Raw genomic sequence first — 22,805 nt, forward strand, 5'->3', positions numbered from 1 at the left:
TCGGCAGGGCCTGCGTTATCAATTAGCGGCGCCGTGCTGGAAGCAATGATGCATCCGGCCCAGCGCCGATAACGGCTCTTCGCGTCCCCTCACCAAGCCAAAAGCCCCGCCATGATGGTGGGGCTTTTTTCGGCCTGTCGGTTGATGCAGCTCCTTTACATCAGGAGAACCTGCATCACGACCGGGTTCGTTGCAATCGCCAGGCTCGCACCGCCAGCACAACCAGAGTGATGGCGGTGAGCGGCAACACAAAACCGGTTAGCGCTGCACTGAACTGACCTTGCAGCGGACTGGATGTGGCGTGGAGGATCAGCCAGCAGGTGTAGCCGATGTAGTAGGCCAGAAACAGGGCCCCTTCCCAGCGGGCGATGGTGTAATCGGTAAAGAAGATGGGCAGGCAGGCAAGCGCCACCGCAATCATTACCGGAATATCGAACTGAAGGGCGGTGGCCGACACTTCAAGCCCACCGGGAGTGACGATGGAGGTGAGCCCCAGCACGCAGAGGATATTGAAGATATTACTGCCCACCACGTTCCCCACAGCGATATCCCGCTCCCCGCGCAGGGCTGCGACGATGGAGGTCACCACTTCGGGCAAGGAGGTACCGGCCGCCACTATGGTCAAGCCGATGATCAGATCGCTCACCCCGAAGTAGTGGGCAATCTCAACCGCACTGCCAACCAGCAGACGGGAGCCGAGGATCAGCAGACCCAGACCTGCGGCAATAAAGAGCAGATTGCGCAACCAGTTGCCCGCCGTACTCGCTTCACGGGTACCAAACTCCTGCTCGTACTCCGCCTGCACCGCTTTGTTTTCCCGTCGACTCTGGACAAAGAGAAACACGGTGTAGGCGATGATACCGGCAAACAGCAGCGCCCCTTCCAGTGGCGCAATACGGCCATCGTAGCCCAGCAACAACACCAGAAAAGAGACCACTATCATCAAGGGAACGTCGAGACGTACCAGTTGCTGTGAGACGGTCAACGGTACGATCAGTGCCGAAATACCTAAAATAAACAGCACGTTGAAGATATTGCTGCCGACCACGTTCCCCACCGCTATCCCTGCCTGCCCCTCGAGGCCAGACTGGATGCTCACCGCCAGCTCGGGAGCACTGGTCCCAAAGGCCACTATGGTCAATCCCACCACCAGTGGCGATATCCCCATCATGGTGGCGAGGCGAGAGGCGCCCCGCACCAGAGATTCGGCCCCCACCACCAGACATACCAGGCCTACAGCCAACCACACCAGCGTCATCATACGGTCTCATCCTTGCCGTTAGGTTCGTTGAAATAATCACAATAAATCAGATACCTGTGCTCCAGCACAGTCAGACCACGCCATTGTAACGAGGGGTTGGTCCCCTGTCGCGGGCTCTTTTGAGTGCCGTTTATCGTACCACTGGCAGCCCAGTCACCACTCAACCATGCTTGATGCGAGTCTCCCCCGCCACCGACACCACAGAGCGTTTGCCCTTGCGGCTAATCACCAACAGCGCCAGCACGATAAGGGCGATACCGCTCCCCTCCACCGGCCCCGGATTTTCGCCGAGCAGCCACCAGGAGAGCAGCACGCCGGTCACCGGCACCGCCAAGGTACTGAGGCTGGCGATCCCGGCAGGCAGCTTTTTCAGTACGAACAGCCAGAGGCTCCAGGCCAGTGCCGTGGCGAAGATAGCGCTGTAGGCGAGCGCACCAAACACATAGGGCTGCCAGTCGATGGGTCGCTCCGGCACCAGCGCCGCCACCACGGCCATCACCATGGTGGCGTAGATCATCTGCCAGGTGGTGAGGGACATCAGATCCACCGCGGGATGGCGGGCATACATCCGCTTGGCGATGATGGCGCTGATCCCCCAGCAGATACCGGAGGCAATCCCCAGCAGCGCACTCTTCATGGAATCCAGGTGCAGTTGCCAGGGCTGGATCACCAGCAGCAGCCCGCAGGCGGCCACTCCGACCGCCAGATAGTGGAGCTTGCGCATCCGCTCACCGAGAAAGAGCGCCGCGAAGATCACCACCCAGAACGGCATGGTGTAGCTCAGAATAGCCACCTTGCCCGCCCCGCCGCTGATCAAAGCCCACTGGGCCAACCCCACCATGCCGCAGGTCTGGAACAGGGCGATGGCGAGGGTATAGCGAAACGGAGTGGGTTTGAGATAACGGCGCCCGCGCAGGGCTAATACCAGCAGCAGAACCAGAGATCCGCACAGGCAGCGAAGGGCGGTGAACTCGAAGGCCCCCGCGTAGAGCATCACCTGCTTCATCACGATCCAGCTGTAACTCCAGATGGCGGTGAGCAGGATCAATCCCACCAGCGCCGCCATATTGATCTTTCCACTCATTTGTTTGTTACTCACCTCTTGTCACTCATTGCGCCAGGTCTGTTCTCGGCGTCTTGCCCGCGCTTGAAGGCGGCCATCTTACGCCGCTCATCCTCCGCTGACCATGACTGCCCCAAAATGAACAAGGGGGCCGACGGCCCCCGCAATCACACTCAACCCGAGCTGGAACACCTAGCGGCTTATAAGAGTTCCCGTCTTGCCGGCAATGCCGTCGGCGGCCTTCTCCAGCAAGGTGATCAGGGATTTGCGCCCCGGCATGGAGGTAGCGAACGAGAGCGCCGCCTCCACCTTGGGCAACATGGATCCCTTGGCAAACTGCCCTTGGGCGATAAAGCTGTTGGCATCGGCGACGCTCAGGGTATCGAGCCACTGCACATCGGGCTTGCCGAAGTTGATGGCAACCTTCTCCACCGCGGTGAGGATGATCAACATGTCGGCATCGATGAGCTCCGCCAGCTTGGCACTGGCCCAATCCTTGTCGATCACCGCGCTGGCACCGCGCAGGTGATTACCTTCGCGCAGCACCGGAATGCCGCCGCCACCGACGGTGATCACCACCTGACCGGCGGCCAGCATGGCAGAGACGGTCTCCTTCTCAATGATGTCGATGGGTTTGGGAGATGCGACCACCCGGCGATAGCCACGGCCGGCATCCTCTTTGAGCCGCTCCCCTTTGGCCATCAATGCTTCGGCCTCCTCCTTGCTGAAGAAGCCGCCGATGGGTTTGCTCGGGTCCTGGAAGGCGGGATCGTTTTTATCCACCTCCACCTGGGTCACCAGTGTAGCGACCGGCTTGTGAATACCACGCGCCAGCAAGGCCTCGCGCAGGGCGTTTTGCAGGTCATAACCGATATAACCCTGACTCAGGGCCACGCAGACCGACATGGGCAGATGGGGCGCCTTGGGGTCATGGCGGGCAGCCACCTCGAACGCCTGCTGGATCATCCCCACCTGCGGCCCGTTGCCGTGGGTCACCACCACCTCATGCCCCTGGGCGATCAGGTCGGCAATGGTGCCCGCCGTGCTCTGCACCGCCTTCATCTGCTCGGGCAGGTTGTTGCCCAGCGCATTGCCTCCAAGGGCCAGTACGATTCTCTGTTTCATCTTGTTATCTCCAGTGATGGGACAAGCCGGCGCAATACCGGCCCACCTTTCGTTGTTCACATAACCTTGCTGCTCTGCCTGTTTCGAACGGATTGTCAGCCTGCAGCCGCGGGGCAAGGCGAGCGCAGCTCCGGCGCCAACGCCGGATCAAAGGGCGCTCTGGCCAAAAACCGGCCGTGACCACGCCGCCCGAGGAACTCGCCATCGCGAGCGACTATCTCGCCACGGCTCAGGGTCATCCTGATCTGGCCCGGGCAGCGCATCCCCTCGTAGGGGCTGTAGTCGCCGTTGTCATGCAGCAGTGGGTGAGAAATCAGGGTGTCACCGCGGGGATCCATCAGCACCAGATCGGCGTCAGACCCCGGTTGCAGGTTGCCCTTGCGCGGCCAGAGGCCAAACAGGCGCGCCGGGTTGGCGCTGGTGAGGGCCACGAAGCGCGATGGCGAGATGCGCCCGCCCAATACCCCGTGGGAAAACAGCAGCAGCATCCGGTTTTCGACCCCGGGCAAGCCGTTGGGGCAGCGGCTGAAATCGCCCCCCGAGAGGGTCATGCGCTGGGCGTGGGAGAAGTTGCAGTGATCGGTCGCTACCGTATCGATGTCACCCGCAGCGATGCCAACCCACAGCTTGTCCTGCTCGCTACGCCCACGCAGCGGCGGGCTCAGCAGATAGTCGACCCCGTTCTCCTTGTAATAACACTGCTCATCGAGCAGCAGATATTGCGGGCAGGTCTCCACCCAGACCGGCTGGCCCTGACGACGCGCCAGTTTCAGATACTCCAGCCCCAAGCCGTTGGAGAGGTGGACGATATAGAGCGGCGCATTGCCAGCGAGCCCCGCCAGATTGATCATCCGGGCCACCGCCTCGGCTTCGCACTCCAGTGGGCGGCTTTGCGGGTGATACCAGGGTTCATGGTGACCGGCGGCCAATAGGGCCGCGCGGCGCGCCGCGATGGCGGCATCGTTCTCGGGATGGACGGTGGCAAGCGCCCCCACCTCCTTGAGGCGGGCCAGGGCGCGCAGCACGTCGTGGTCCCCCAGCTTGTACTGGTAGGTGAGGTAGAGCTTGAAGCTGCTGATCCCCTCCTCCTGCACCATGGCGGCCATTTCGTGGAGGATGGCGTCATCCACATGCTGAACAACGCCGTGAAAGCTGTAATCGATCACCGCCTGATCAGCGGCATAGTCGTGATAGCGGGCCAACTGGTGATGCAGGTTGCACCCCGCCGGGCCAAATCCTATGTGATCGACGATGGTGGTGGTGCCACCACAGGCGGCGGCACGGGTACCGCTGAAAAAGTCATCGCAACTGCGGGCAATGCCCACGTCGATGTTGAAGTGGGTATGGACGTCGATGCCACCCGGCATCACATAGCAGCCGCTGGCATCGATCACGTCGGTCTCGCCATCGGGCTGGATAGCGGCGGCCCGAGCGCGGATCACCCCGTTATCGATCAGCAGATCCTGACGATATTCACCCTGTGCATCGACCAGCACACCATTTTTGATCAGCCGTTTCATCCCCACCACCTCGAACATCATTTCAAACAGCAAAGCCCCGCCTCAATGGAGACGGAGCACTTGCCACACTTGCAACAGCCGGGCGGTGATGGCAGTCACCACCCGGCAGACCCCTTACTTGTCCAGCTCAGCCAGATAGAGCATGGGGATCACGGCGTACATGGCGGCGCACTTGACCAGATGATCTTTCCAGGTCTTCTCGTTCGGGGCGTGGGCCTCCGGCTCTTTACCCGGGCCAAAACCGATCACCGGAATACCGTGGCGACCCATGATGGAGACCCCGTTGGTCGAGAAGGTCCACTTGTCCACCACCGGCTCCTTGTTGAACAGCTCGCGATAAGCCTTGGAGAGGGTTTTGACGGTGATGTGATCCTCTTCCACCTTCCAGGTCGGGAAGTAGCACTCGGTCGGATAGACCAGACCGGTATAGGCCGGACGGTCGTACTGGTACATGGAGACCTCGGCACCGGCGGCTTTCACCGCAGGCAGGGCGCGGATCTCGTCGAGCGCCCCTTGCCAGGTTTCGCCCCAGGTGAGGCGGCGGTCGATGGAGACGGCGCAGCTGTCTGCCACGGCGCAGCGGCTTGGGGAGGTGAAGAAGATCTCGGAGACGGTCAGGGTGCCCTTGCCGAGGAAGTCGTCATTGCCGAGGTTGTGGCTCAGCTCCTGCAGCTCGCCAAGGATGGGGCCCATCTTGAAGATGGCGTTGTCACCGCGCTCCGGTGCGGAGCCGTGGCAGCTGACCCCCTGCACATCGATGCGGATCTCCATGCGGCCACGCTGGCCACGGTAGATCTGGCAGTCGGTGGGTTCGGTACTGACCACGAACTCGGGGCGGATCTTGCTCTGCTCGATGATGTACTGCCAGCAGAGGCCATCGCAATCCTCCTCCTGTACGGTACCGGTCACCAACAGGGTGTACTGATCTTCCAGCCCCAAATCCTTGATGATCTTGCCCGCATAGACCATGGAGGCCATGCCGCCTTCTTGGTCAGATGCGCCGCGGCCACCGATGATCTCGTGATCTTCCATCCCCTCATAGGGGTCGAACTTCCAGTTGGCCATGTTGCCGACGCCCACGGTATCGATGTGGGCATCCATGGCGATCAGGTGTGGGCCGTGGCCGATATAGCCCAGCACGTTGCCCATGGGGTCGATCTCGACCTTGTCAAAGCCAACCTTCTCCATCTCCTGCTTGATGCGCAGCACGACACGCTCTTCATCGCAGCTCTCGCTCGGGATGGCGATCATGTCGCGCAGGAACTGACTCATCTCGGCCTTGTACTGGTAGGCCTTCTCCAACACCATTTCAAACGGAATTTGCTTGCTCATTGTGATTCTCCATAACAACTGAGAGTGCGCGGCCTGTTCGTCGGCAGCGCCCTGTGCCCATTACCGCGCCCCGTTGGCGAGGCGCGATCAATGCTTCAATTCGTCTCTCTGCTCTCGCAGGGATTACTCACAGCCGGGGTTAATCGCAGGCCGGATGTTTGCCTTCCCACACCACTTCCCGGTAGTGCTTCACATCGGTATCCCCTTCGGTGTTGATGATGAGCACCACCGAGTTGCTATCCAGCCCCAGACGTTCCATCAGTGCCGCGCGATCCGGGTGGTGACGCACCGCCGCCAGCACGCCGGTGCCGACCGAGCCGGACTCACCGGAGATGATGCGGGGGTCATTGCCAAGAGGGTTGCCGAGCACTCTCATGCCCAGTGCCGACACCTTGTCGTGACAGGAGATGAACTGGGTGGTGCAGCCCCTGAGCAGCGGCCAGCCAAGGGGGTTGGGTTCACCGCAGGCGAGACCGGCCATGATGGTGCGCATGTCGCCCCCCACGTTGACCATCTCCCCCGCCACGCCGGAGCGATAGATGCAGTCGGCCTGATCCGGCTCGACCACGATACTGTGCAGGTTTTTAGCCCCGAAGCAGTCCACCAGATAACCGAGCACGCCGCCCGCCAGCGCCCCTACCCCGGCCTGCAGCAGCACGTGGGTCGGCTGCTTGATGCCCATATCCTGCATCTGCTCGACCGCTTCGTCGGCCAGTGTGGAGTAACCCTGCATGATCCAGGTCGGGATCTTGGTGTAACCCTCCCAGGCGGTGTCCTGCACGATGTGCCAACCGCGCTCTTCGGCCATCTTCATGGTCAGGCGCACGGTATCGTCGTAGTTCATGTCGGTGACGATGCACTCGGCACCGAGATTGAGAATGTGGTCAACCCGCTCCTGGGCAGAACCTTTGGGCATGTAGACCACCGCATGCTGGCCTACCTGCTTGGCGGCCCAGGCGACGCCACGACCGTGGTTGCCATCAGTGGTGGTGGCGAAGGTCATCGGCTCCTTGATGGTGCGCTTGATGAGGTCGAAGGAGAAATCCTCGACGGCCACCCCGTATTTTTCACAGAGCAGGTTGGCGATGGCGTAGACGCCACCGAGCATCTTGAAGGCATTGAGACCAAAGCGTTTTGACTCATCCTTGACCAGAATATTTTTTACCCCGATATAGGCGGCCAGATCTTTCAGGTCACACAGGGGAGTCGGTTCATAACCGGCCAGTTTTTTATGAAAGGCACGGGCCTTTTGTGCTTCGGCGCGAGAAAAAAGGGGAGATGGTTCACCGGTAAAAAAACGGTTATCGGCAATATCCATCTTCAGAGAAAATTGGGACATGCGTACCTCATCCAGATTATGGGGTCGGGAGCCATCTCACCGGGAAATCCGATATTCAGATACCACGGGGAGAAAACTCACGACAATTCCGCTGTTGTAGCAGGCAGGGGAATGATTACCCCTGCCATTTCTTTTATTTATGTCAGTCAACGCTATTTATTTAACCCGTTTCTGGGCCTCTTTCAGCAGCGTTTCGAGGGTCTCTCCCGGGGCGGAGAATTTACGAGCCATGATCATGGCGGCGATAATATAGGGCTTCCAGCTCGCCTCTTTATAAGTGGCGATACGATATTTCTCGAATACCCCTTCGGTAACTTCGCCCTCTTTACAGGAGACACCGGAAATATCGGCCGGCAGGCAGTGCATATAGAGCGCTTCGCCACCCTTGGTGAGCTTCATCATCTCTTCGGTGCAGTGCCAATCCTTGTGCTTGGCGTTCTGCTCAAGGCAATGTTTCTCCAGATCTTTGAGGCCGGCGTGGTCATTGGCGCGCAGCAACTCGGTGCGCTGCTCCATCACCTTGTAGGGGGCCCAGGACTTGGGATAGACGATGTCGGCATCCTTGAACGCCTCTTCCATGGAGGTGACCTGACGGAAGCTGCCGCCGGAGGCCTTGGCGTTCTCTTTGGCCACTTCGATCACATCCGGGATCAGGTCATACCCCTCCGGGTGGGCCAGGGTCACGTCCATACCGAAACGGGTCATCAGGCCGATGATGCCCTGCGGCACGGAGAGCGGCTTGCCGTAGCTCGGGGAGTAAGCCCAGGTCATCGCAATCTTCTTGCCCTTGAGGTTTTCCAGGCTGCCGAAGTGCTCCTGCAACCAGGCCAGATCAGCCATGGACTGGGTCGGGTGATCAATGTCGCACTGCAGGTTGACCAGCGCCGGACGCTGGGGCAGCACCCCCTTCTCGAACCCTTCATCCAGCGCTGCGCCCACTTCACGCATGTAGGCGTTACCGGCCCCCAGATACATGTCGTCACGAATACCGATGGCATCGGCGCAGAAGGAGATCATATTGGCCGTTTCACGGACGGTCTCGCCGTGGGCGATCTGGGATTTGCCCTCGTCCAGATCCTGCTGGGCCAGACCGAGCAGGTTCAGTGCAGAGGCGTAAGAGAAGCGGGTTCGGGTGGAGTTATCGCGGAAAACCGAGATACCGAGCCCGCTGTTAAACAGTTTGGTGCAGATATTTTCGGCGCGCAGGGTCTTGAGGGATTCGGCCAGTTTCAATACCAGCTCCAGCTCCTGAGGGGTTTGCTCCCAGGTCAGCAGAAAATCTTTTTCATGCAGGTTGGATTTGAGTGCTCTGATCTCTTTGATTAATTCGTTAACTGCTTTCATCGTTCGCCCCAATCATTGGATGAGATATGGATAGCTCCCCTTTCACTCACGATGTCACCAGCATCCCGGTTGTGGGTGAGCGCGTCGGTTAGCGTCGATATGAGGCAATCAATAACCGTGCCAAACCAATAAAATGCAGGCAGATATTAATAAATGGCGAAAGTGTGTGATGCCACCCACAAAATCAGCGGCTATTTAAGCGGTTTATTCAATAAAAAGGTGAGCGGATCAGCCAAGCCATAAAATAGCCGATTGATAATAACTAGAGGCAATATCTCGGTATCGGTGAGAATTATCATCAAAGGTCAGTTTCAGGGGCTGAAATGATATCAGCGGGGTTGCCGTTATCATTATGATAATGCCGTGCAGTGACTTGCTCTTTTGTTACCACCTCTTCTGCAGAAATGTCTCGGCCACATTGCTGGGCGCGGTTGGCCCAAGGTGCTAACGTGAATACGCCAGCTGTGCATCTGTCTCGGATGCTCAGGAGAGGCCGACGTTTACTGCCGCAACTGCGCGGAAGAACCTGCATGACTTACATCTTTGAGGGATTATCTATGTCCAGGAATGCTGCTCTGCTCATCACCCTGACCCTGCTCGGTATCACCCCTGCCCACGCCATTAGTGCCAAATATGCCGAGCAACTGGAGCGATCCGGCTGCACCCAGGTCACCGAGGCGCAGGGCTGTGACATTCACAAAACCAAAGCGGAAAATGCCAAGGCGGGATTTGGCACGGCCGCCCCGGCCGCGGAGGGCGGTCTGAATCTGAGCTATGAGCAGAAGCTGGAGCGCTCGGGCTGCACTCAGGTGAGCGAGCTTAATGGCTGCGATATCAACAAAACTAAGGCTGAGAACGCAGCTGCCGGTGTTGGCAATGCTCCGGCCGCGGCAACCGGCGCCAGTCCCTATGCGGGCAACTGGATCGCCACCTTCCCCCAAACCGGCGCCACCGTGGCCATTATCCGCATCGATGGCAAGGATCAGGTATGGGTCAACGACAAGAAGGTCAATGCCAAGAAATCCGATGGCGCGCTGGTGTTCAAGGATGGCATGGTCATCTACACCATTCAGGGGGATCGCCGCATCAAGGGTGAAGATGGCTGGGTCGATAATGATGCCGGCACCAAGGGGCCCATCAACGCCAAGTAAACAGCTGACCACGAAATGACGGGGAGCGCGGGCTCCCCGTTTCACCCCTGATTGCCCATCGCGTCCAATGACCAGCTCCGCCAGTGAGGGGCCAGAATCAAAACCTCCTGTTCCAGCCAAGTCCGGTCTGTGATCAGTTTATCGAGCCAGGGAACGCCTGCCGGCGTGCCATGACCATCAACCTGATCAGCCTGCGTCGTCACACGCCAGGGCACCTTGCCACTGTCCGTCGCAAAAGTGCGTACCGGACGGGCGTAGTGATCCAGATAAGGTTGCAGCTCACAGGGAAGCCAGAGCATGGCCGGTCGATTTAGCTCGCGCGCCAGCTCGATGGCAATATCGATACCCCGTTGATCGAGATCACCGAAATGGGCCCACTGCACGCCCGCAGGCAGCAGCGGGATCAGCTGCTTGGCCAGGGTGGTATTGCGACCGGGGGCAAAAAGCAGCAGTTGCCCGGGTTGCAGCGGGTAGTCGACGAAGGCCCCCTTGTTCTCCACCGTAATGACAAGCTCCCCTTGCCAGCCGATGGCCGCCAGCGTGCCCAGAGTCCGCTCCGGCAACGCCAATTCCTCCAGCAGTGCCATCATTGCCGTCATATCGTGCTGCTGACCCTGCCGATCGACCAGTGAGAGCGGTTCGAGGGTACGGATGCGGATCACCTCATCTTGCGTGAGCGACAAGTCCGCAAGCTGTGGCGCTGCAAGGGATGCTGATCGCGGATGCTTGCTGTCCCCATGCCAGAGGGCATAAAAGCAGGCCTGATTAAGCCGTGCAGGCAAACTCACTCCCAGACGTTGCAGCTGCTCACACTTGTCCTGTTCCGGGGACGCCACCAACGCCAGCTGCCCGAGCAAATAAGTCCGCCCCGCGTCGGTCAACACATAATGAGCACCTCGGCCAACCGGCTTGATCCCGGCCACTGCCTGCAACAGATCCTTCAACTCGCGGCCATGCCGACTCTCAAGGGAGCAGCCCTTCTCGTTCTTGCTATCGAGCAACCGTGCACACAAATCCTGTACCCGCACCTCATCAAACAGCGACATCCTCACCTCTCCATGTGGCTTCATATGACAAAGTAGAGGTGATTTTCCCTGTCATTACCGTGACCGGCTTCGCAAGCGGTTCTTATCAGCCCCGCCATGCATGGCCCGTTACTGGTAAACCCGTCACAAAGGGCGCAAGCTGGTTTGATATAGAGATACGCTGCGCTCTTCGCGGCACGACAACGTGATACCCGCTTTCACAAGGGCTTGCCATGACCGACGCCACAGACCCATCGCCATCCTCTTCCTGGCATCTTTCGGATATCCGCGAGCTGGCGCACCTGCTGACTCTGGCGCTGCCCGCCGCGGTAGAGATCACCGAAGCGGTACATCAGGCGGTACTGAGCGGTATGGGGCTCAAGGGACGGGATGAGGGAAAAACAGCCGGGATCACCGGGCTGGTCTACAAGGGAGTGCATGGAGCCGCCAACAACCTAAGCAGCGGTATCAATCAACTGCTCAACCGCCTGCCAGCCACACCGCCGCCCCACCAGATCCCCGAAACCCCGAAACGTGCGGCCCTGATCGCCACGCTCAACGGCGTATTGGGGGACAAGCTGGTCGAGCACCACAATGCCCTCGCCACCCCCATGACACTGCGATATCAGGGCAAGCCCCTCGATTGGCAAGCGATGCCGGAGGATCTACCCCGCGAGGGACGGGTGCTGCTGATGATCCATGGACTCTGCATGAACGATCTGCAGTGGCAGACCGAGCATCAAGGCAAGCCGGTCAATCAGGGAGAGCAACTTGCCAACGCGCTTGGCTATCAGCCTCTTTACCTGCGCTACAACTCGGGCCTGCTCATTTCACAAAACGGGCAGCAACTTGCCCTGTTGCTGGAGCAGCTGCTCGCCCACTGGCCGGGAGAGCTCAAAGAGATAACGATAATGGGCTACAGCATGGGGGGACTGGTTGCCCGCAGCGCCTGCCACCATGCTGGCGTGGCCGGGCTCACCTGGCCTGCGCACCTTGCCAACCTGATATTTCTTGGCACACCACACCACGGCGCACCGCTCGAACATGCAGGTCACTGGCTGGAACAGTTGTTGCCCGCTACCGCCTACAGCGAGCCCTTCGTCAGACTGGCGCGGCTGCGCAGTGCTGGCATCAAGGATCTGCGCCACGGCAAGGTGATAGATGAAGTGGCCCAACCCGACCCCGCCGCGCCCTTGCGCGATCCCCGCGTCCCACTCCCCTTGCCCGGTGGCGTCAACTGCTATGCCATCGCCGCGACCACTGCCGCCAAGCGCAGCCTGCTGGCTGATCGGCTGATTGGCGATGGACTGGTGCCGCTACGCAGCGCCCTCGGCCAGCACAACGAAGCGCGCCATCAGCTGGCTTTTCTTCCTGCCCATACCCTGATTGTCTATCGCACCAGCCATATGGCCCTGCTGGCCAACCTGCGGGTTGGCCAGCAACTACTGCGCTGGCTCAGCCCCTTGCAGTTATAGCGAACTGGCTATTAAAGCAACAGAGTGCTGGTTCACAAAAGAGCCCTGTGGCACTCTGGGGCGTCAAAGGGAAGACCCACAACACTGACACCTCATGTGTCCCCACTGCAAAGGAGCGCCACCGATGGCCAAAGCAAGCAAGAAAGAGATCAAGAAGAAGATCGCCGCTCGTCTTGAGAAAATTGCCAAGCATGAAGGCAAGATCAAGAAGCTGAAGAAGGCCCTGAAGTAGGGCCCACCGCATAAGAAAAACCGCCAAAAGGCGGTTTTTTCATCCTCCTTTTCGCCCCTTTCCCATCTCTTTTGATACCAATGGCCTTGATGTAAACGCCTAAAGTGCACCTCAGCAAAACAACCCGACTGAAGCCACGCACGTTCTCATCGCTGATATTTGGTCTAACAGCGCCAATCGGGCGCCGCGCGTGTCCATGCCAGCAACTACCTTCAACGGAGTGTTTGATATGAGCCAGCAGTGGAGCGCCATATGTACTCTTACACCCTCACCTTCAAGGAAGATGTCGATCGCCTGACCGCCCCCGAGCAGGAGATCACCTTGCAGAGCCCCGCCCAGGCGGGGGATTTTATTATCCTCTCCGACGGCAGCCGCCATCAGGTGATGTTTGTCACCCACAGGGCCAACTACAGTAGCCTCTATCTCGATAAAGGGGTCAGGGTGCCGCAAAGCTAGCGAATCATCTGTCAGTTTGCGAAAGCAAAAGAGCGGCACCTGGCCGCTCCTTGCTCTCTCTTTATGTGGATTTGCTGTCACAGCACCTTGATCACCGGTTGGTGCACTATCTCGGCGTCGTTTTTATAGACCACCAGCTCACCCGGTGGCACGCCTCGCTCACCCAATACGGTGACGGCGCACTCGTAGCGATAGGGGCCACTCGTGAAGAAATAGGTATGATTGCCCCCCGTCCCCTCCACCCTGACGGTGCCATTTTTCAGCACCAGATCCGGCTTGTCGGCGAGCGTCTTGCCCCTGGCCCAGGAGGCGTAGCGATAGTGACCATCGTCCAACTCGTCGATGCGGATGATAAATTTCTCGGTCTGCCACATCAGTTCGGGGCTCTTGTACTCTCGCACACTGGGATGCAGACCGCTCTTCTGCCTGGCGATAAGCTCGGCTTTCAATTTGGCGGCCTGCGCCGTCTGATGATTGATACCGATGACCTTGCCATCAAAATCCATCCAGACCTCGCCACTGCCCAGCATAATGCCGCGCCACCCCATGATCTGCCAATCCTGCCCGACCCGGGATGTAGCGATGCTTGTTAATATGGCGTCATCAAACACCTCATCAAAACGGGTCAGCATCTCCGCCGGGGTTTTGATGGCAGGAATGGGATACTCCTGCTTGAAGGGGTACTTCATCTGGTTGGCAAGGGCCTGATGATCCCGGGCTTCTGCCGCATCGACCAACTGCTGCACAAAGGGGCGATATTCGGCCGGCAACTGCTCCTCATCGGCTGATACGGGAAGTGCGATCCACAATGTTCCCAGCAACAGCAAGGCCTTCAGCCCATAACGTCCCCGCACCTCATTGCTATTGCGGCCAAACAGTGCCCTGACATTCCATCTTGCCACTTTCATTCTGCCTGCTCTCCACATAACTAAAAACAGCCAGCCACTATCCGCAGATGTTAGCTGGCGGACTTCAGAGATTTTTTAACTCGTTTGAGTGCCATCTGCCGCTTGAGCGGTGACAGGTAATCAATGAACAAGTTGCCATCCAGATGCTCAATTTCATGCTGCATGACAATGGCCAAAAAATCGCGGCTTTCGATGGTGATCGGATTGCCTTTTCGATCCAGTGCAGATACCACCACCGAGCTGTAACGCTCGACATCCGCGTAATAATCCGGCACGGAGAGACAGCCCTCTTGCCCAAGCATCTTTTCAGTACCGCTTATCACTTGTGGATTAATCAAAACCAGCGGCTGATCCCTGCTCTCGGACAAATCGATAATAACGATCGCCTCTTTGCGCCCGACTTGAGTCGCGGCTAAACCAATCCCGTTTTCCGTCGCATACAGGGTCTCCAACATGTCATCGATCAGCCCCTGTACGGCAGCAATATCCTCAACCCGCTCGGCCTTGAGCCTCAACCTGGGATCGGGAGCCGTCAAAATATTCAAAATCGCCATAATTACTCTCCAAAATATACACGAACTGTGTCAATCCTCACCTTATAAAGGAGGAATATTCAATGCTTCAAGTGCTTTATTTAGCTCCACTTGATTATTATGGTCTTCTGAATACTTAAAAGTGGATGTATTGTTCAACTTGTTGCAAATCCAATAGATACTTGCTGCATATTTAATGGATCTTTTAAAATTAAGTGAGTTTTTATTTTCGCTAGAGATTAAGTTAACCAGCTGATTATTAATCTCATTAAACTCTTTGATAAGAGAAATCAATGCTTTGATTGCCTTACGTTCATCAAAGCTGAGCCGTGAGTATGCTGTTTTAAGTACATCATTTAAAAAATAAACATCTATAGTATTCAACCCATAAAACATAGCATAATTACTTTCACCAGACTTATACTTTTCCAGTGTTAGATGAGAGGCATATAAATCAACAGATAGATTCTTAGTCTGCATTTCAATATCTTTCAACTCTTCTTTATAATTAGATAAAAGTTGTGAAATAGCAGATTTATTTTTCATTCTCTCTATTATTGGTACTACATAGACGCCACAGGCTGCACCAATAAATGGAGATATAACTGTCACAATAGTGCTAACCACATCGGTTGTACTCATTACACTCAATTACCCTCTGAAAAATTACTATTCGTTTCTCTCAATATTTCAATACATCAACTTTGACGCTAGGAGTTCCCTTACAGCACTTCAACCTTTACCTTGATAACACCTTCGCGAATGTTGGCGATAGAGCCGAAGGCGGATTTGGAGAGATCGATAATTCGCCCGCTTTTAAAGGCGCCGCGGTCATTGACCTTGACCACTACGCTCTTGCCGTTGGCGAGGTTGGTCACCCGCACCATGGAGCCAAAGGGCAATTCCATATGGGCGGCGCTATTGAGGTTGTTGCGATAGAGCTCGCCGCTGGCGGTCTTTTTACCGTGATAGCGGTCGGCATAATAGCTGGCATAACCGGTCTCGCTATAGCCGCGCCAGCTGCCACCGTGGCTCTCGTCATAACGGCTGCTACAGGCGGCCAGCAACAGGCAAACAAGCAACAACCCCCCTTTGCAGGCTGATTGCACCACTCCTTCTCTCCCGATGCTGCGCATCTACTTCTCCTCGCTCACCTTGCCGGATAGATAGCCCGGCTGATCATATCGCGTCGCAGTAACGGGGAGATTCTCCCCATACCGGCAAGCTACTGCAATGTAGGCGGCCCCTTGCCATCATGGCGCCCAGCCCTGTTGCCAACACCGTGGCCACCGCGATTGTTGCAATAATTACTGGCTTTAAATCACCACTGTTGCACCCAAGAGACAATCAAGGGGCCACTTCCCTGCTCTTGTTTGCCAACAAGAGCACGCAAGCACCCTCAGATCTGCGTCCGCAACGCAGCACAACAAGAGGGATACTTAACCAGAACCGGGCAAGCCCGTTCATCCGCAGCCTTATCCCATCGCAGGCTGCGCCGCTACTTTGCCATATTTCTCCAATAAAAAGGGAGGCGAATGCCTCCCTTTTCTCTTGCTATTTGCCCATCAGAGTCAGGCGATCAGCTTGTCGTCGGCAAAGCCGAAACCGCGCAGACCCACCACATGCACATGCTCGTGCTTGCCCTGTACCTTACGGATGAGTTTGTAGGTGGTGCCCTTCTCGGGGCTGATGTTCTCAGGCGCCGCGATAAGCAGCTGCATATCCTGCCGCTCGCACAGCTCGAACAGGGTGGCGATGGATTTGCCATCCAGACGGGCCGCTTCGTCGAGGAACAACAGACGGCACGGAGCGATATCCTTGCCGCGCAGACGGCGGGACTCCTCCTCCCAACTGATCAGCACCATCAAGAGGATGGCCTGACCGGTACCGATCGCCTCACCGGTGGAGAGCGCACCGCTCTCGGCCCGCAGCCAGCCATCGGCCCCGCGCTGCACCTCGATCTCCAGCTCCAGATAGTTGCGATAGTCAAGCAGCACGTCGCCCATCACCTGATAGCTGCGATCCCCCTGCTCGATCTGCGGATTGAGGCGCTGGAACAGCTTGGCCATCGCCTCGGAGAAGCTGAGCTCCTTGTCGGCGAACAGATCGTTGTGCATGGCGGTTTGATCGGCCAGCGCCGTAAGCAGACGGGTGTGGGCCTCGCGGATATTGACGTTGAGGCGCACCCCGCGCACAAGACCGAAGGCGATGTTCTGCAAGCCCTGGTTGAGCACCCGGATACGGTTCTGCTCGCGACGGATGATGTTGGTGATCTTGGCCGCCACCTCGTGAGAGGAGAGGGACAGATGGGTTTCCCGCTGCTTGAGCTCATCGGCCAGACGGGCCAGCTCGATCTCCATCTCCTCGATCGCCTCAACCGGATCATCGGAGCGGATGATGTCGTTGCGGATGCGATCCTTGAGGTAACGGTAGACCTGCACGTAGAAGGCGACTTTCTGCTCGGTGCTGCGGTTGCCCTCGGAGAGACGCAGTGCATCGCGCAGGGCCTCGTCGTGGGCCACCGCCACCCGCAGGGCGCCGAGGGCCTTGTCCGACATGGAGCGCAGCTCGTCGCTGTCGAGGTACGCCAGCTCGCGCTTGTTGAGGCGCTTCTCGACGTCGGTCTCCCGCGCCAGCCGCACCACCCGCGACCAGCTCGCCTTGTGGCCCACCAGAGATTTACGGGCGCTGTAGTAATCCTTGCCTTCCAGCTTGAGACGACCACCGAGGGATTCAATCTCGCGCTTGGTGACCTGCAACTGGGCCTCGGCGCTGGTGCGACGGGAACGGGTGCGGATCAGCAGCTCTTCGATCTCTTTCTTGTGCGCGCGCGCCTTCTCTTCCATATCGTCGGAGAGGGTCAGCCCCATGGCCGCCAGCTCCTGCTCAAACTCGGTCAGGGTCTGGCGCTTGGCCTCGACGCTGGAGTTGAGGGCGGTACGCAGCTGCAACGCCTCGGTGTGGCGCAGGGCAATCTGCTTGTGCTGCTCGCCGGCAGTGCGGGCTGCCAGCTCGGCTGCTTTCAGCTTCTCTTTGAGTCGCTCGCTCATCTCGGACGCCTTGCCCAGCAGGTCTTGCGCATCCTGATAAGCAAAGTGCGGCAGACGGGCCACCAGCTGATCGAGGGCATAACAACGTCGCTTCTGCTCGGCCAGCAGGTCGCTCACCTCATCGTAAGCTGCCTGCAACGCGGCAAGATCCTGCGGATCCTGACGCAGCACCTGCACCATGGTTTCCAGTTTTTCCAGCGACTTGCCGTGCTTGGCGATAAAGGCTTCGGCCTGTTTTAGCGCGTCCACATCGGCATGAGCCGCCTCGAGGCGGGCCGCTAGGTCTGTCTCGGCAAACAGGTGGGCAAAGGGCAGCATCCCCTGCACCAGCTGGATATGGCGAGTCAGCTGGGCTGCGGCCGCTTTGGCATCACTCAGCTGCTTGTCGCACTCGCCGATGGCTCCTTGCAGCGCGCGCAGCTCGGCCTGCTTGGCCTGCACTTCGGCTTCGGGGTCGGGGCGGAAGGCGATATCCAGATGCTGACCGATAAAGTCGCGGAAGTGACCGTAGAGACGGTGGTACTTCTGCTGCTCGAAAGCGGCCTTGGCGTAACCCTCGATGAGCCCTTCGCGTTCAAGGTCGAGTTGCTCGATCCGCTTTTCACGGGCGGCGCGACCAAACAGCGGTAGCTCGGGATAGCGTGAGAAGCGCACCTGACGCTTGCTGGTGCGCACCAGCACGGCGTCCCCCAGCTCGTCCGCTTCCACGAGATCCTCGTCAAAGGAGTCGGGGTTGCCCTGAATCAGGTAGATATCTTCCGGGCAATCTTCCAGCTTTTTCAGCCGCTCGATGGCGCCTTCGAGGTCGAGCACCACTAGGGCGCTGCGAGCCGGGCCGTAGAGCGCGGAGTAGTAAGGGGCATCGTCGATGGAGATATCGTCATAGACATCGGAGAGCAGCACGCCCCCCACCTGCTCGGCGATGCGGGCAAGACGGGGATCCGCCTCGCCAGCACCCAACTGCAGGTTGCGAATTTGCAGCTCCAGCGCCTGTTTCTGCGCCGCGATGCGGTTGCTCTCCTGCTCGAACTCGCGCTCCTTGTCGAGCACAGTCTGCATACCGGCCGAAAGCTCTTCGGCGGTGGCGAGCGGCAAACCGCTCTGCTCGCGCAGCTGCTCGAGCTTCTCGAACGATTTCAGCCAGCGCGGCGCCAGCTTGGTCAGCTCCGCAATATCACGGCCCAGCTGGGTGCCCTGATGCTCGAGGCTGGCGCGGCGCTGGTTCACCTCCGCCTGCTGCTCGGAGAGCTCCTCCTGACGGGTGCGCTGGGCTTCGAGGAAGATCTCCAGCTCGTCGCTGCTGGCAATCAGCTGGCCAGAGGCCTGCTGCAGCTCGTCACGCAGCTTGAAGAGGCTCTTCTGGCTTTCGCTCTCTTTCTCGAGGCGAGCCAGCGCTGCGCGCAGCCCCTGCCCCTGCGCGATGCGAGCATTGTCTTCGATGTGACGCTTGAGCAGCGCCTGGGCTGTGGGCCAAGCGGCCTCGCGCACTGTTTCCGGAGCGATGCTGAGCAGCAGCGCCAGCGCCGCTTCGTGCTCGGCCACTGCCGCCTTGGCCAGTGCCAGCTGTTGCTCGGCCCCCAGCACCCGGCTGGTGAGGCTCTGCTCGGCTGCGCGGAACTGATGCAGGGTGTCGCTCGCCTGTTCGGCGGTCAGCCCCGGCAGCTCGCACTGCTCGCGAGCAGCATCGAGGGCCTGCACCGCCTGACGATACTGGATGGCGCGGGTCTGCTGGATATCGAGCGCCTGCTGGTAGTCGGCCAGCTGGGTCTTGAGGCTGTCTACCTCGGCCTGCGCCAGCTCCTTGCGCTCTTCCACCTCCAGCAGTTGGCCATGGATCTCTTCCACTACCGCCTGCTGCTGTTCGAGTTTGTCAGAGAGATCCGCCAGATCGGCGCGGTACATCTCGATCTTCTTCTGCAAGCTGACGGCCGCCATCACCTTGGCCAGATGCTCGGAGGCAGACTCCAGCTCGTCGGTCAGCAGTTTCTCGCGGTTGGTGAGCTGCTCCACCTCATCCGCCAGATAGATGGCGCGCTGTTTCTCTTCAGCCAGAATGCGGCGCTTGTCGGCCAGCTCCTGGCGCGCTTTGAGGGCCAGCTCGGAGAGGCGGCTCTTCTCGGCGGCGTTGCGCACATAGTCAGCGGCCACATAGTGGGTGGTTTCGGTGATCAGGTTCTTGAACAGATCCCGCTGACCTTGCGTCTCCTTGATCGCCTCCAGCGTGCGGCGGTTTTCATAGATGGCCGCCTCCATGTCTGCAAACGCCTTGCGTACCCCGGAGTTCTCCGGCAGCAGGTATTCGCGCAGGGAACGACTGATGGACGAGGAGATGCCGCCGTAGAGGGAGGCTTCGATCAGGCGATAGAACTTGCCGCGATCTTTTTGATCACGCAGCTTCTTCGGGGTGATGCCGAACTCGAACATGAAGTTGTGATAGTCGGTCACCGTATTGAATTTGGCGACTTTCAGTGCACCAAGATTCGCCGCAGCCCGACTCAAATCGGCAAACGCACGAACTTTGCCCCGACCATCATCCAACTTTTCCATGAGCAAGTCTGTTGGCGCTAGATGTTCTGGTACATCCACCAGTGCAAACGGAGTGATGTTGACCTTGTTGTCACGATTTTGAATCTGCTCCAAGTGGACGCCGACCCAGATCCGCTGTTCGCGGCTGTTCATCACTTCCAGCAGCGAGTAACAAGGACCGCGCTGCAGTTTGCCATAGAGCCCCTTGTCACGGGAGGCGCTGCTCGATCCCGCTTCCGTGGTGTTGCGGAAATGGAGCAGTGACTGGTCGGGGATAAGCGCTGCGATAAAGGCCGCCATGGTGGTGGACTTGCCCGCGCCGTTGCCGCCGGAAAGGGTAGTGACCAGCTGGTCGAGATCGAAGGTCCGGGCAAAGAAGCCGTTCCAGTTGACCATGGTCAGGGATTTGAACTTGCCTCGCACCGGTTATACCTCCAGATCCAGTTGTTCTTCATCGAGATCCGCCTCGATGTCATCAAAGAGCGAGTCGCTGCTCGGCATTTCGTCGTCGTGGAAGATGGCTTCACCCTCCTGGATCATCCGCAGCTGAACGGCGCGCGGATCTTCATCGGAACGCACATCGGCGGCGAAACGGAATACCGATTCGTTGACCCGGAATTTATCCCCGTTGCCAAGGGCGGTGATCATGCCAAGACGGCGCAGACGGCGCATGGAGGTACGGATCTTTTCGAGCAACTTCTTCTTGTCGAGATCGGTACCGCCGGAGCGGCTGTTGACCATCCGTAGCAGCTGCTTCTCGTCGGCGAGGCTCAGCACCTCCTCCTGCAGCTCGGCCATGGCGAATACCCCTTCCGAAGCCAGACGATCCGGGCTCAGGTAGAGGTAGCAGAGCACCTTGCCCACCAGCATATCGAGCTCGGAGAGCACAGTGGTGCCGATGTCGGAGCTCGGGCGCGGACGCAGATAGAAGAAGCCTTCCGGCGCCTTGATCAGCTCCACCTGATAGCGGCCGTAGAAGATCTCCAGCTCGCTGTGATATTCGACCAGTGCCGAGTGCTGCTCGAACTCGTCGGCACTGATGTGACGACCGGAGCGCAAGGCGGTGTCGATGCGTGGAAACAAGGGGTTGGCAATCGCCTCTGCAAGGCGCAGCGGCAAGGGAAACTCAGTATTGATCAATGACATAGGCCTGAACCTTGGATCCAGCTTGGTTAATGGGTTTCCATGCGGGTTGACGATGCAGTTCGCGCTCGCCGCTGGCATGGCCCAGGCGCACGGCCTGGTCGATCAGAAGACGCGCCACATCGAAGTGGGCATGGGCCGGGTAGTCCAGCAGGTATTCCCGCAGCACATCGGCCAGATCCAGCTGCTGGCCCTGCTCGGGGTAGCGGGCCAGATAGCGCTCGATGCGCTCGGCCAGCTCCTGATTGATGTCCACCATCTCGACGTACTCCATCTCGAGGGGCACCTCACCGGTCACCTCCTCGTCGTGGATGGCGATGGTTTCGTCGCGCAGCTCCAGCAGACGGGGCTCTTCGGCCACCCGCAGCTGCCAGTTGTGCTGCTCGAAGTTGCGAATGGACTCGCGCAGCCGCTGGCTGAAGGCGCGGTTCTTGTCCATATCGATGGCGTTGCGGATAAATTTGTGGACGTGTCTGTCGTAGCGGGACCAGAGCTCGATGCACTGCTGACCCCAGCTGGTGATGACGTCGAGCCGCCCTTGCAAGGCGTGAGTCAGCTCCTCGACGTGAAACAGATCGTCGCGCCCCTGCGCCGCTTCCTGAATGTTGAGCAGCCCTGCCTGCAGGCGGTGGCCGGCAGCGTCCAGAGTATCCTGCAGCTCGCGCAGGGTCTGGCCGGTCTCGTGCAGCAGTTTTTCGCAGCTGTGAATGGCATCGACCCAGTTCTGGGTCAGCAGGGCCGCGATCTCGCTCTTGACCTGATTCTGCTGCTCATCCATGGCACGCTGGGTGAGATCAATTCGCCCCAGGGTCTCTTCCAGCGAGAAGGTGAGGCGCGGCAGCACCTCGGCATCCCACTGCTCGCGGGTGTTGGTCTCAAGCGCCGCCTTGCGGGCGGTGTCGAGCTCGGCAGCCAGGTGTTCGAGCAGAATGGAGAGCTTGATGGAGTCAACCTGACGCTGATCCATAAAGAAGTCGACGATGCTCACACCCAGGCGCGACAGGCGGTAGAGGCTCTCCCCCGCCACCATGTCGGTATTGAAGCGCGACAGCAGCTGCTGGCGAATGAGATCGTTGATGGCGTTGTTGGCGCGACCGGTGAGGGTCTCATCCATCTGGCCGAAGGCGCTGCTGACATAGCCAAAGGCATCGTGCAGCGCCGCTTCCGACAGGTCCGACTCATCTTCGGATAGCGTCTTGATTGCAATCAGAAAGGCCAGCCGGTCGGTCGGCAGGCTCAACGCCAACCCCTCCTGCCTGACCCACCCTACTAGCTCCGGCAAAGAACGCTCTGGCAGGGTACGGGATGTACTCATCATGATG

General features: G+C 58.8%; 18 protein-coding genes. 3 read left to right on the forward strand and 15 right to left on the reverse strand.

The window, feature by feature from the left end:
* Positions 1 to 175 precede the first annotated feature (175 nt).
* The 7 genes from OKC31_RS11760 to ygeW all read right to left on the reverse strand — a co-directional run bounded on the left by OKC31_RS11760 (position 176) and on the right by ygeW (position 8,984).
* Positions 176 to 1,261, reverse strand: a complete 1,086-nt coding sequence (locus OKC31_RS11760; RefSeq protein ID WP_247822738.1) for a calcium/sodium antiporter — start codon at positions 1,259 to 1,261, stop codon at positions 176 to 178.
* A 160-nt stretch (positions 1,262 to 1,421) separates the two neighbouring features.
* Entirely contained in the window at positions 1,422 to 2,345 is a 924-nt protein-coding gene (locus OKC31_RS11765) for a DMT family transporter (protein WP_247822737.1), read from the reverse strand.
* Positions 2,346 to 2,516: 171 nt separating this feature from the next.
* Positions 2,517 to 3,449, reverse strand: coding sequence for a carbamate kinase (gene arcC / locus OKC31_RS11770; RefSeq protein WP_270657002.1), 933 nt, complete (start codon positions 3,447 to 3,449; stop codon positions 2,517 to 2,519).
* A gap of 95 nt (positions 3,450 to 3,544) precedes the next feature.
* The gene (hydA, locus tag OKC31_RS11775) at positions 3,545 to 4,969 is read right to left on the reverse strand and encodes a dihydropyrimidinase (protein ID WP_247822735.1); all 1,425 of its coding nucleotides are present in this window, start codon (positions 4,967 to 4,969) and stop codon (positions 3,545 to 3,547) included.
* 114 nt (positions 4,970 to 5,083) lie between these two features.
* The gene (locus tag OKC31_RS11780; RefSeq protein ID WP_247822734.1) at positions 5,084 to 6,301 is read right to left on the reverse strand and encodes a YgeY family selenium metabolism-linked hydrolase; all 1,218 of its coding nucleotides are present in this window, start codon (positions 6,299 to 6,301) and stop codon (positions 5,084 to 5,086) included.
* 139 nt (positions 6,302 to 6,440) lie between these two features.
* A complete protein-coding gene (dpaL, locus tag OKC31_RS11785) occupies positions 6,441 to 7,640 on the reverse strand; it encodes a diaminopropionate ammonia-lyase (RefSeq protein WP_043850868.1) in 1,200 nt (399 codons plus the stop codon).
* 156 nt (positions 7,641 to 7,796) lie between these two features.
* Positions 7,797 to 8,984, reverse strand: a complete 1,188-nt coding sequence (gene ygeW, locus OKC31_RS11790; RefSeq protein ID WP_247822733.1) for a knotted carbamoyltransferase YgeW — start codon at positions 8,982 to 8,984, stop codon at positions 7,797 to 7,799.
* 557 nt (positions 8,985 to 9,541) lie between these two features.
* Here ygeW and OKC31_RS11795 point away from each other — a divergent pair.
* On the forward strand, positions 9,542 to 10,135 hold the full coding sequence (locus OKC31_RS11795; RefSeq protein WP_247822732.1) for a hypothetical protein: 594 nt from the start codon (positions 9,542 to 9,544) through the stop codon (positions 10,133 to 10,135).
* Between the two features lie 41 nt (positions 10,136 to 10,176).
* Here the strand turns inward: OKC31_RS11795 and OKC31_RS11800 are convergent, their stop codons facing one another.
* Positions 10,177 to 11,181: a Wadjet anti-phage system protein JetD domain-containing protein gene (locus tag OKC31_RS11800; RefSeq protein ID WP_270657004.1), complete on the reverse strand. Its 1,005-nt coding sequence runs from the start codon at positions 11,179 to 11,181 to the stop codon at positions 10,177 to 10,179.
* Between the two features lie 212 nt (positions 11,182 to 11,393).
* Between OKC31_RS11800 and OKC31_RS11805 the strand changes: the two genes are divergently transcribed.
* Together OKC31_RS11805 and OKC31_RS11810 are read left to right on the forward strand one after the other, a co-directional pair.
* Positions 11,394 to 12,635 (forward strand): lipase family alpha/beta hydrolase, encoded by a 1,242-nt coding sequence (locus OKC31_RS11805; protein WP_247822730.1) that lies wholly within the window; start codon positions 11,394 to 11,396, stop codon positions 12,633 to 12,635.
* Positions 12,636 to 13,119: 484 nt separating this feature from the next.
* The gene (locus OKC31_RS11810) at positions 13,120 to 13,323 is read left to right on the forward strand and encodes a hypothetical protein (RefSeq protein WP_110303762.1); all 204 of its coding nucleotides are present in this window, start codon (positions 13,120 to 13,122) and stop codon (positions 13,321 to 13,323) included.
* Between the two features lie 77 nt (positions 13,324 to 13,400).
* Here OKC31_RS11810 and OKC31_RS11815 read toward each other — a convergent pair whose 3' ends face one another.
* The 7 genes from OKC31_RS11815 to mukF all read right to left on the reverse strand — a co-directional run bounded on the left by OKC31_RS11815 (position 13,401) and on the right by mukF (position 22,801).
* Positions 13,401 to 14,231: a hypothetical protein gene (locus OKC31_RS11815; RefSeq protein ID WP_247822729.1), complete on the reverse strand. Its 831-nt coding sequence runs from the start codon at positions 14,229 to 14,231 to the stop codon at positions 13,401 to 13,403.
* Between the two features lie 50 nt (positions 14,232 to 14,281).
* On the reverse strand, positions 14,282 to 14,785 hold the full coding sequence (gene def, locus OKC31_RS11820; RefSeq protein ID WP_247822728.1) for a peptide deformylase: 504 nt from the start codon (positions 14,783 to 14,785) through the stop codon (positions 14,282 to 14,284).
* Positions 14,786 to 14,827: 42 nt separating this feature from the next.
* Positions 14,828 to 15,406: a hypothetical protein gene (locus OKC31_RS11825; protein WP_247822727.1), complete on the reverse strand. Its 579-nt coding sequence runs from the start codon at positions 15,404 to 15,406 to the stop codon at positions 14,828 to 14,830.
* 80 nt (positions 15,407 to 15,486) lie between these two features.
* Positions 15,487 to 15,900, reverse strand: a complete 414-nt coding sequence (locus OKC31_RS11830; RefSeq protein WP_247822726.1) for a septal ring lytic transglycosylase RlpA family protein — start codon at positions 15,898 to 15,900, stop codon at positions 15,487 to 15,489.
* A gap of 435 nt (positions 15,901 to 16,335) precedes the next feature.
* Entirely contained in the window at positions 16,336 to 20,763 is a 4,428-nt protein-coding gene (gene mukB / locus OKC31_RS11835; RefSeq protein WP_247822725.1) for a chromosome partition protein MukB, read from the reverse strand.
* Between the two features lie 3 nt (positions 20,764 to 20,766).
* A complete protein-coding gene (gene mukE, locus OKC31_RS11840) occupies positions 20,767 to 21,486 on the reverse strand; it encodes a chromosome partition protein MukE (RefSeq protein WP_005345759.1) in 720 nt (239 codons plus the stop codon).
* Entirely contained in the window at positions 21,467 to 22,801 is a 1,335-nt protein-coding gene (mukF, locus tag OKC31_RS11845; protein ID WP_005345760.1) for a chromosome partition protein MukF, read from the reverse strand. Before mukF ends, mukE begins: the two co-directional genes overlap by 20 nt.
* Positions 22,802 to 22,805 lie beyond the last annotated feature (4 nt).

The sequence above is a fragment of the Aeromonas sp. Y293-4 genome, assembly GCF_027705905.1.
GTDB classification, from domain to species: domain Bacteria; phylum Pseudomonadota; class Gammaproteobacteria; order Enterobacterales; family Aeromonadaceae; genus Aeromonas; species Aeromonas veronii.

Coding starts and splice junctions, on each gene's coding strand:
- OKC31_RS11760 (WP_247822738.1), bottom strand. CDS start 1,261: ATGATGACGCTGGTGTGGTTGGCTGTAGGCCTGGTATGTCTGGTGGTG.
- OKC31_RS11765 (WP_247822737.1), bottom strand. CDS start 2,345: ATGAGTGGAAAGATCAATATGGCGGCGCTGGTGGGATTGATCCTGCTC.
- arcC (WP_270657002.1), bottom strand. CDS start 3,449: ATGAAACAGAGAATCGTACTGGCCCTTGGAGGCAATGCGCTGGGCAAC.
- hydA (WP_247822735.1), bottom strand. CDS start 4,969: ATGAAACGGCTGATCAAAAATGGTGTGCTGGTCGATGCACAGGGTGAA.
- OKC31_RS11780 (WP_247822734.1), bottom strand. CDS start 6,301: ATGAGCAAGCAAATTCCGTTTGAAATGGTGTTGGAGAAGGCCTACCAG.
- dpaL (WP_043850868.1), bottom strand. CDS start 7,640: ATGTCCCAATTTTCTCTGAAGATGGATATTGCCGATAACCGTTTTTTT.
- ygeW (WP_247822733.1), bottom strand. CDS start 8,984: ATGAAAGCAGTTAACGAATTAATCAAAGAGATCAGAGCACTCAAATCC.
- OKC31_RS11795 (WP_247822732.1), top strand. CDS start 9,542: ATGTCCAGGAATGCTGCTCTGCTCATCACCCTGACCCTGCTCGGTATC.
- OKC31_RS11800 (WP_270657004.1), bottom strand. CDS start 11,181: ATGTCGCTGTTTGATGAGGTGCGGGTACAGGATTTGTGTGCACGGTTG.
- OKC31_RS11805 (WP_247822730.1), top strand. CDS start 11,394: ATGACCGACGCCACAGACCCATCGCCATCCTCTTCCTGGCATCTTTCG.
- OKC31_RS11810 (WP_110303762.1), top strand. CDS start 13,120: ATGTACTCTTACACCCTCACCTTCAAGGAAGATGTCGATCGCCTGACC.
- OKC31_RS11815 (WP_247822729.1), bottom strand. CDS start 14,231: ATGAAAGTGGCAAGATGGAATGTCAGGGCACTGTTTGGCCGCAATAGC.
- def (WP_247822728.1), bottom strand. CDS start 14,785: ATGGCGATTTTGAATATTTTGACGGCTCCCGATCCCAGGTTGAGGCTC.
- OKC31_RS11825 (WP_247822727.1), bottom strand. CDS start 15,406: ATGAGTACAACCGATGTGGTTAGCACTATTGTGACAGTTATATCTCCA.
- OKC31_RS11830 (WP_247822726.1), bottom strand. CDS start 15,900: ATGCGCAGCATCGGGAGAGAAGGAGTGGTGCAATCAGCCTGCAAAGGG.
- mukE (WP_005345759.1), bottom strand. CDS start 21,486: ATGTCATTGATCAATACTGAGTTTCCCTTGCCGCTGCGCCTTGCAGAG.
- mukF (WP_005345760.1), bottom strand. CDS start 22,801: ATGATGAGTACATCCCGTACCCTGCCAGAGCGTTCTTTGCCGGAGCTA.